The sequence below is a fragment of the Streptomyces sp. NPDC060184 genome, assembly GCF_042728795.1.
Taxonomy (GTDB): domain Bacteria; phylum Actinomycetota; class Actinomycetes; order Streptomycetales; family Streptomycetaceae; genus Streptomyces.
Genome location: NZ_JBHWYX010000009.1, coordinates 129584 through 138961 on the forward strand (window position 1 = coordinate 129584; position 9378 = coordinate 138961).

The 9378-nt window shown below is 71.6% G+C and carries 7 protein-coding genes; 6 read left to right on the plus strand and 1 reads right to left on the minus strand.

Features of this window, described 5'->3' with window-relative positions:
• The first annotated feature begins 159 nt into the window (after window positions 1-159).
• Window positions 160-1623, plus strand: coding sequence for a catalase (locus tag ACFWEE_RS08640; RefSeq protein ID WP_386887621.1), 1464 nt, complete (start codon window positions 160-162; stop codon window positions 1621-1623).
• Between the two features lie 106 nt (window positions 1624-1729).
• On the opposite strand, the gene ACFWEE_RS08645 is transcribed toward ACFWEE_RS08640, so the two are convergent.
• Complete coding sequence (locus tag ACFWEE_RS08645) at window positions 1730-3964, minus strand: transglycosylase domain-containing protein (RefSeq protein WP_386887622.1); 2235 nt, start codon at window positions 3962-3964, stop codon at window positions 1730-1732.
• 421 nt (window positions 3965-4385) lie between these two features.
• Here ACFWEE_RS08645 and ACFWEE_RS08650 point away from each other — a divergent pair, with 421 nt between their 5' ends.
• The 5 genes from ACFWEE_RS08650 (at window position 4386) to ACFWEE_RS08670 (ending at window position 9250) form a co-directional block, all read left to right on the plus strand.
• The gene (locus ACFWEE_RS08650) at window positions 4386-5288 is read left to right on the plus strand and encodes an SPFH domain-containing protein (protein ID WP_386887705.1); all 903 of its coding nucleotides are present in this window, start codon (window positions 4386-4388) and stop codon (window positions 5286-5288) included.
• Window positions 5234-5581 (plus strand): hypothetical protein, encoded by a 348-nt coding sequence (locus ACFWEE_RS08655; RefSeq protein WP_386887707.1) that lies wholly within the window; start codon window positions 5234-5236, stop codon window positions 5579-5581. Before ACFWEE_RS08650 ends, ACFWEE_RS08655 begins: the two co-directional genes overlap by 55 nt.
• A gap of 86 nt (window positions 5582-5667) precedes the next feature.
• Window positions 5668-6192, plus strand: a complete 525-nt coding sequence (locus ACFWEE_RS08660) for a PadR family transcriptional regulator (RefSeq protein WP_386887624.1) — start codon at window positions 5668-5670, stop codon at window positions 6190-6192.
• Window positions 6189-6893 carry an ABC transporter ATP-binding protein gene (locus ACFWEE_RS08665; protein WP_386887626.1) on the plus strand — a complete coding sequence of 235 codons (705 nt, stop codon included), beginning with the start codon at window positions 6189-6191 and terminating at the stop codon, window positions 6891-6893. The genes ACFWEE_RS08660 and ACFWEE_RS08665 overlap by 4 nt, the downstream gene beginning before the upstream one ends.
• The gene (locus ACFWEE_RS08670; protein ID WP_386887628.1) at window positions 6890-9250 is read left to right on the plus strand and encodes an FtsX-like permease family protein; all 2361 of its coding nucleotides are present in this window, start codon (window positions 6890-6892) and stop codon (window positions 9248-9250) included. Before ACFWEE_RS08665 ends, ACFWEE_RS08670 begins: the two co-directional genes overlap by 4 nt.
• Window positions 9251-9378 lie beyond the last annotated feature (128 nt).

The window sequence follows — 9378 nt, forward strand, 5'->3', positions numbered from 1 at the left end:
CGGGGGGGGGCGCCCCGGCGGGGGGCCGGCGCCGGGGTCCCCCCCCCGGGGGCCGTTTTTTTGCGCGGCCCCCAAACGCCCCCGCGGGGGGGGGGGGGGGGGGGGGGCCCCCCCCGCCCCCCCCCCCGCCCCCACCCCCCACCCGACGGGAGGACGCTCGTGACCGAGGAGACCCGCAAGCTTCCGTACACCACGAACAACGCCGGGATTCCGGTGGAGAGCGACGAACATTCGCTCACCGTAGGCGCGGACGGCCCGATCCTGCTCCAGGACCACTACCTGATCGAGAAGATGGCCCAGTTCAACCGTGAACGGGTCCCCGAGCGGGTGGTGCACGCCAAGGGATCGGGGGCGTACGGCACCTTCGTCGTGACCAACGACGTGAGCCAGTTCACCAAGGCGGACCTGTTCCAGCCGGGCAAACGCACCGACATGCTGGCGCGTTTCTCGACGGTCGCCGGTGAGCAGGGCTCGCCCGACACCTGGCGCGACCCCCGCGGTTTCGCGCTGAAGTTCTACACCGAGCAGGGCAACTACGACATGGTCGGCAACAACACGCCGGTCTTCTTCGTACGGGACCCGATGAAGTTCCAGGACTTCATCCGCTCGCAGAAGCGCCGCCCGGACAGCGGGGTGCGCGACCACGACATGCAGTGGGACTTCTGGACGCTCTCCCCGGAGTCCGCCCACCAGGTCACCTGGCTGATGGGCGACCGGGGCATCCCGAAGACGTACCGGAACATGGACGGCTTCAGCTCGCACACCTACATGTGGGTGAACGCGGGCGGGGAGCGCTTCTGGGTGAAGTACCACTTCCAGACCGACCAGGGCATCGACTTCTACACGCAGGCCGACGCCGACGCGATGGCCGGGACCGACGGTGACGTGCACCGCCGGGACCTGTTCGAGGCGATCAGGCGCGGCGACCACCCGAGCTGGACGCTGCGGGTCCAGATCATGCCGTTCGAGGACGCGCCGGACTACCGGTTCAACCCGTTCGACCTGACCAAGGTGTGGCCGCACGGCGACTACCCGCTGACCGAGGTCGGCCGGATGACGCTGAACGAGAACCCGGAGGACTTCTTCGTCCACATCGAGCAGGCGTCCTTCGAGCCGTCGAACCTGGTGCCCGGCATCGGCCCGTCCCCGGACAAGATGCTGCTCGGCCGGCTCTTCTCCTACCCGGACACGCACCGCTACCGGATCGGCCCGAACTACGCGCAGCTGCCGCCGAACCGGCCCCGGCACGGCGTGAACTCGTACGCGAAGGACGGCCCGATGCGGTACGAGCCGTCGCGGACGGGAGCGGTGTACGCGCCGAACTCGTACGGCGGCCCGGACGCGGACACCGCCCGGTTCGGCGACCCCGCCGGGTGGGCGACGGCGGGCGAAATGGTCCACGAGGCGTACAAGCTGCACAGCGAGGACGACGACTGGGGCCAGGCGGGCACGCTGGTGCGCCAGGTCCTCGACGACGCGGCGCGGGACCGGCTGGTCTCGAACATCTCGGGCCATCTGCTGGACGGGGTGAGCGCCCCGGTGCTGGAGCGCGCGCTGCAGTACTGGCGCAACGTCGACAAGGACCTCGGCGACCGGGTCGCCACGAAGGTCAACGGCGGCTGACCAGTCGCCCGAACGGGTGAGGGGCGGTACCGGATCGTCTCCGGTACCGCCCCTCGGTCGTGTGCGCGGGCCGCCTGCCCGGCCGGGCAGGCGCCGCCGCCGCGGGTCAGCCGAGGAGGCCGCCGCCGCCGGGCCGCTCCGTCGGCTGGGTGCCGCCGTCACCGTCCTCGCCGCCGTCCCCCGGGTCGTACGCCCCGTCGGAGGGCGTCTCACTGGGCTCGGTGGGGGTCGACTGCGTCGGGTCCGGCGAGGGGGTCTCCTCGGTCGGCTCCTCGGAGGGCGTCGCCGACGGGGACGCGGTGGTGGCGCTCGGCGTCGGGGTGGGCGAGGCCGACGCGGTCGGGCTCGGCGGCGGGGTGTAGGGCACCTCGCCGGCCTCCACGTCCTCCAGGTCGAACTGGGCGTCGGAGCCGCCGTTCAGCGCCCCCAGCGTGTAGTCGGCCCAGATCCGGGCGGGGAAACCACCACCGTTGGCGCGGCCGGAGTTGGCGGTGCCGGTCAGGCTGACCTGGCCGCCGCCCTCCTTCGGGGACTCGCCGTAGAGCGCGACCACCGTGGTCAGCTCGGGCGTGTACGCCGCGAACCAGGCCGCCTTGTTGTTCTCGGAGGTACCGGTCTTGCCCGCCGCCTCGTACGCGGTGGTGTTGGCCGCCTGGCCGGAACCGGAGTCGATGACACCGGTCATCGCCTTGGTCACGGTGTCGGCCGACTTGCGGCTGATCACCTGCTTGCCGACGCCGTCCACCGCGTCGACCGTGCGGTCGCGGTGCTCGGCCGACTTCACGATGAACGGCGTGACCTTCTTGCCGTGGTTGTCGAGCGTGGCGTACGCACCGGCCATGTCCCAGGTCGAGGCGTTCATGGTGCCCAGCGTGATGGCGGGGCGCTCGGGGAAGTTCTCGTCCGGCAGACCGAGGCTCAGCCCGGTCTTCTTCACCTTGCCGGGACCGACGTCGACGACCATCTGGGCGAAGACGGAGTTGACCGAGCTGTTCAGCGCCTTCTGCACGCTGATGTCGCCGTAGTCCTGGTCGTCCTCGTTCTGCGGGGCGAACGGGGTGGTGCTGCCGACGACGGGGCGCTGGCTGGTGCCGTCGTAGACCGTGTTCAGGCCGATCAGGTCGCCGTCCTGGGTGGTGGACTCGTTCTCCAGGGCGGAGGCCAGCACCAGCGGCTTGAAGGTGGAGGCCGGCTGGTAGTCGCGGCGGGTGGCGTTGGAGACGTAGTGGTCGGGGAGGCCGACCCCGCCGTAGAGGGCGACGACCGCGCCGGTCTTCGGGTCGACCGAGGTGGCGCCCGCCTGGACGGTGGCGTCGACCTTGTTGTTCTCGCGGTCGAGCTTGGACTCCAGCTGGTCGTCGACCGACTTCTCCAGCTGCTTCTGGCGCTTCTTGTCGATGTTGAGCGTGATCGTCCAGCCGCCGGCGTCGAGCTGCTCGTCGGTGACGCCCTGCTTCTTGAGCTCGTTCTTGGCCGCCTCGACCAGGTAGTAGTTCTGGCCCTCCATGCCCGGCGCCGCCTTGGGCGTCTTCGGGACGGGGAACTTCAGGCTCTGGCGGTCGGCACTGCTGAGCCAGCCCTTCTCGACCATGTTGTCGAGGGTGTAGCCCCAGCGGTCCTTGACCAGCCGCTTGCCGGTCGCGGTCGCGGTGGCCCAGTCGTACTGGCTGGGGGCCTGGAGCAGCGAGGCGAGGTAGGCGCCCTGGGAGACGGTGAGCTTGGAGGCGTCCACGCCGTAGTACGCCTGGGCGGCGGCCTGGATGCCGCTGGCGCCGCGGCCGTAGTAGGCGGTGTTGATGTACCCCGCGAGGATGTCGTCCTTGCTCATCTTCTGGTCGACCTTGAGCGAGATCACCAGCTCCTTGAGCTTGCGGGAGACCGTCGCGTCCTGCGTGAGGTAGTAGTTCTTCACGTACTGCTGGGTGATGGTCGAACCACCCTGCTTGCCCTTGCCGGAGACGGTGCTCAGCAGGGCACGGGTGGTGCCCTTCAGGTCGACGCCCTTGTCCTGGTAGAAGGACTTGTTCTCGGCGGCGACGAAGGTGTGCTGCACCGCCTTCGGGACCTGCGCGAGGTCGACGATCTCCCGGTTGACGTCGCCGGTGCGGGCGAGCACGGTGCCGTCGCTGTACTTGTAGACGTTGCTCTGCTTCTGCGCCTGGGCGTTCGCCTCGGGCACCGGTACGTACAGGTACAGCACCACGAAGGCGCCCATCACCAGCAGGCAGAGACCGAAGAACGTGCCCAGCATCCGCTTCCAGGTGAAGAGCCCGCGTATGCCGCCCCTCTTGCCGGCCCGCGCCTCCCGGCTGCGGGCACGACGCTCATCCGCTCGCCCCATCGCTGTGTCGCTCCTGTTTCTCGGTCGGTCGGTCCCCCGCGGCTCCGTCGGTCCTGGCGGCGTTGCCGTGACGCACCGTCGTGAGCCCTGCCGTCAGTTCTGCCGTCAGCTCTGCCCAGCCAAGACAGCTAACACTGTCAGGACGGACAAAAAGCAAGCGATCCACCCTTTTCCGGACGTGAGAATCAGCACCCGCTTCTTCAGGAACCGACTCCGTCCGGGGCTCCACGGTTGCGAAAAGGCTTAATGTGATATCACTTTGAGAGCAGTGAACTCCCCCGTGTCCGCGGGGAAGCCAGACGAATCGGGGGACCCCGTGTCCGAAAAGCACAACGACCGCCAGCCGGCCCCGTCCGCATCCACGCCCACACCCTCGCCCACCCCTTCGCCCGCCACCGAGCTGCCCGTCGACGCGCCGCAGATGCCCGCCTCGCAGGTCAGGGAGGTGACCGCGCACTCCATCCCGGGCGGTCTCGGCCTGCTCCTCACCGTCGTCGGCGTCCTCATCGGGGTCGGCGTGATCGTCGTCGGCGGGATTCTCGGATCGGGCGGCAACAACGGCCTCGGCGTACCTCTGGTGATCGTCGGCATCCTGCTCGTCATCACCTCCTTCTTCTGCATGAGCGGGGTGAAGATGGTCGCGCCCGGCGAGGCCCGGGTCGTCCAGCTCTTCGGCCGGTACGTCGGCACCATCCGGACCGACGGCCTGCGCTGGGTCAACCCGCTCACCAGCAGCCGGAAGATCTCCACCCGGGTCCGCAACCACGAGACCGCGGTGCTCAAGGTCAACGACGCCTACGGCAACCCGATCGAGCTCGCCGCGATCGTCGTCTGGAAGGTCGAGGACACCGCGCAGGCCCTCTTCGAGGTGGACGACTTCCTGGAGTTCGTCGCCACCCAGACCGAGGCGGCCGTCCGGCACATCGCCATCGAGTACCCGTACGACGCCCACGAGGAGGGCGGCCTCTCGCTGCGCGGCAACGCCGAGGAGATCACCGAGAAGCTGGCCGTCGAGCTGATGGCCCGGGTGCAGGCGGCCGGGGTCCAGATCATCGAATCGCGCTTCAGCCACCTCGCGTACGCCCCCGAGATCGCCTCGGCGATGCTCCAGCGGCAGCAGGCCGGGGCGGTCGTGGCGGCCCGGCAGCAGATCGTGGAGGGCGCGGTCGGCATGGTCGAGATGGCGCTCACCCGGATCGCCGAGCAGGACATCGTGGAGCTGGACTCGGAGCGCAAGGCCGCCATGGTCAGCAATCTCATGGTGGTGCTCTGCGGGGACCGCGCCGCGCAGCCGGTCCTGAACACCGGCACGCTCTACCAGTGACCGAGGAAACCTCCGGGCGCGGGCCGCGGCAGCGCAAGCAGATGCTGCTGCGGCTCGACCCCGCCGTGCACGACGCGCTGGCGCGCTGGGCCTCCGACGAACTGCGCAGCGCCAACGCGCAGATCGAGTTCCTGCTGCGCCGGGCGCTGGCGGAAGCGGGCCGGCTGCCCGGCGCGACGGCACCCCTCGCCCGCCGGGGTCGCCCGCCGAAGGCACCGGGCAGGGAGCCGGGAACGGGGCCGGGGCCGGGGTCGGGCACCGAGCCGGGAGCGGGGGCGCAGCCGACGGAGTGAGGGGACGCGCCCGACAGGGGCGCTCCCGCCCGCCCTTTCCAGCCAGCTATACATCGCAGGTATACACACCGTGTACAGTGCTCCGCATGTCTATCGGCCACACCCTGCTCGGACTCCTGGAGTCCGGCCCCCGCCACGGTTACGACCTGAAGCGCACCTTCGACGAGAAGTTCGGCCACGACCGCCCCCTGCACTACGGGCAGGTCTACTCGACCATGTCCCGGCTGCTGAAGAACGGGCTCGTCGAGGTCGACGGCGTGGAGAGCGACGGAGGTCCCGAGCGCAAGCGGTACGCCATCACCGACGCCGGGATCACGGACGTCTCCACCTGGCTCGCCCAGCCGGAGAAGCCGGAGCCGTACCTCCAGTCGACGCTCTACACCAAGGTGGTGCTGGCGCTCCTGACCGGTCGCGGCGCCGCCCCGGTGCTGGACGCGCAGCGCGCCGAACACCTGCGGCTGATGCGCACGCTGACCGAGCGCAAGCGCGGCGGGGACCTCGCCGACCAGCTCATCTGCGACCACGCGCTCTTCCACCTGGAAGCCGATCTGCGGTGGCTGGAACTGACCGCCGCCCGGCTCGACAAGCTCGCCGAGGTGGTCGCCCCGTGAACCCCACCGGCCTCACCGTCCCCGACGGCCCCCTGCTCGCCGCACGAGACGTGCGCAAGACGTACGGCGCGACGCCCGCGCTCGACGGCGCGTCCTTCTCCGTCCGCCCCGGCGAGGTCGTCGCGGTGATGGGCCCCTCCGGTTCCGGCAAGTCCACGCTGCTGCACTGCCTCGCCGGGATCATCACGCCCGACTCCGGTTCGGTCACCTACGCGGGCCGCGAACTCTCCTCGATGTCCGACGCGGAACGCAGCGCCCTGCGCCGCACCGAGTTCGGGTTCGTCTTCCAGTTCGGCCAGCTGGTCCCCGAGCTGACCTGCGTCGAGAACGTGGCGCTCCCGCTGCGGCTGAGCGGCGTCCGCCGCAAACCGGCCGAGCGGACCGCACTGCACTGGATGGAGCGGCTGGAGGTCGACAACGTGGCCGGAAAGCGCCCCGGCGAGGTCTCCGGCGGCCAGGGCCAGCGCGTCGCGGTCGCCCGCGCCCTCGCCTCCTCCCCGAAGGTGCTCTTCGCGGACGAGCCGACCGGCGCGCTGGACTCCCTCAACGGCGAGCGGGTCATGGAACTGCTCACCGAAGCCTCCCGCTCCTCCGGGGTCGCGGTGGTGCTGGTGACCCACGAGGCGCGGGTCGCCGCCTACTCCGACCGGGACGTCACCGTCCGGGACGGCCGGGCCACCGACCTGGAGTACGCCCTGTGACCGGACCGGACCCCCGCACACACACCCCCGCCCGGCTCCGGGACCTCGGGCTCGGCGTCCGGTTCGCCGCGGCGGGCGGACGCGAGGGATGGGCGCGCACCCTGCTCACGGCGGTCGGGGTGGGCATCGGCGTGACGCTGCTGCTCGTCGCCTCCGCCGTCCCGCACCTGCTGGAGGCGCGCGACGCCCGCAGCGAGGCCCGGTCGGAGAGCCGGTCCTCCCTCGCGGCCGACACCAACAAGAAGACGGACCGCACGGTTCTCGTCACCCGGATCGACACCGAGTTCCACAACCGCGCGGTCCAGGGCGTGCTGATGCGCGCCGACGGCTCGCGCCCGGTGCTGCCCCCGGGCCTGCCGCGCGTCCCCGCCGCCGGCCGGATGTACGTCTCGCCCGCCCTCGCCGAGATGCTGGACGCCCCTGACGCGCGCCTGCTGCGCGAGCGCCTGCCGTACCCGGTCGACGGCACGATCTCCGACGCCGGACTGGTCTCCCCCGGCGAACTCCTCTTCTATCTGGGCAGTTCCACGCTCGCCCCGGCGAACGGCGGCCACCGGCTGAACGGTTACGGCGGCGGACTGCCCGTCCCCCCGCTCAGCCCGCTGCTCCTCGTGCTCGGCGTGATGGTCGGCGTGGCGCTGCTGATGCCGGTGGCCATCTTCGTCGCCACCGCCGTGCGGTTCGGCGGGGACCGCCGGGACCGCCGCCTCGCCGCGCTGCGTCTGGTGGGCGCCGACATCCGCTCGGTCCGCTGGATCGCGGCGGGAGAAGCGCTCTTCGGCGCGCTGCTCGGGCTGGCGTGCGGGGCGGCCCTCTTCCTCGCCTGCCGGCCGTTCGTCGGCTCCCTCTCCGTGTGGGAGCAGAGCGTCTTCCCCGCGGACCTCGCCCCCTCCGCTCCCCTGGTCGCGCTGATCGTCTGCGCCATCCCGGTCTGCGCGGTGCTGGTGACCCTGGTCGCCATGCGCTCCGTGGTGGTGGAACCGCTGGGTGTCGTACGGGACGCGCGCGGCCGGAAGCGGCGGCTCTGGTGGCGGCTGCTGGTGCCGCTGGCCGGGCTCGGCGTCTTCGCCTGGCAGGGCCGGGCACCCGAGGACGGTACGGCCGAGGCGGCGCCGGTCGTCGTCGGCGCGGTGCTCGTCCTGGGCGGACTGGCGCTCCTGCTGCCCTGGGCGCTGGAGGCGTGCGTGAGCAGGCTGCGCGGCGGCCCGGTGCCCTGGCAGCTGGCCGGGCGCCGGCTCCAGCTGAGCTCGGGGACGGCGGCGCGGACGGTCAGCGGGATCACGGTGGCGGTGGCGGGCGCGGTGGCGCTCCAAATGCTCTTCGCCTCGATGAACGCCGACTTCAACCGGATGACCGGCCAGGACCCCACCCGGGCCCAGTTCTACATGGCCTCCCAGAACGTCTCCGGCGGGGGCGCCACGGCCGCGATCGAGTCGCTCCGGTCCACCACCGGCGTGGAGAAGGTCATCGGCACGGTGGACGTGTTCGCGACGAAGCCCGGCACGTACGCCGAGGACGAGGTCCAGCCCACCACCTCGATCACGGTCGGCGACTGCGCGACGCTGAAGGAACTGGCCAGGATCGACGCCTGCGCTGACGGCGACACCTTCGTCGCCCACCCCGCCCACGACCGGGAGATGTCCGACTGGGTCGACAAGGCCGCCCGCAAGGGGGAGCAGGTCGAGATCGACGACTACGGGATGGCCGACGGACCGGTCCGCTGGACTCTTCCGGCATCGGCGCGGACCGTCACCGGACGGGTCGACCCGCACGGCGAGGAGACCACGGGCATCCTCGCCACCCTCGGGGCGGTCGACCCGGCCACGCTGCCGGGCGCGACGATCGTCCTCCAGGTGAAGATCGACGAGAGTGTGCCGGACGTCTCGGAGTTCGTGCGGAACACGGCGGCCGTGATCGATCCCTCGATGCGGGTCGTCGCCCTGAACTCGACCGAGCGGGACGGCCGGTACGCGAGCATCCAGACCGCCCTCAAGGTCGGCGGAACCGCCGTCCTGCTGCTGATGGCCGCCTCGATGCTGGTGCAGCAGCTGGAGCAGCTCCGGGAACGGCGCAGGCTGCTGTCGGTCCTGGTGGCCTTCGGGACCCGGCGCTCGACGCTGGGCTGGTCGGTGCTCTGGCAGACGGCGATCCCGGTGGGCGTGAGCCTGGTGGTCGCGGTGGTAGGAGGGCTCGCGCTTGGCTGGGGGCTGTCGTGGATGACGGCCAAGCCGGTTTCGGACTGGTGGCTGTTCCTGCCGATGGCGGGCGCGGGCGGGGGCGTGGTCCTGCTGGTGACGCTGCTCTCGCTGCCGGTGCTCTGGCGCCTGATGCGGCCGGACGGGCTGCGCACGGAGTGACCCGCCGACGGTAGGGCGGGCCGACGGTAGGGCGGGCCGACGGTAGGGCGGGCCGACGGCCGCCCGGGGGGGCCCCCCCCCCCCCGCCCCGCGGGGCGGCCCCCGCCCCCCCCGGGGGCGCCGCCCCC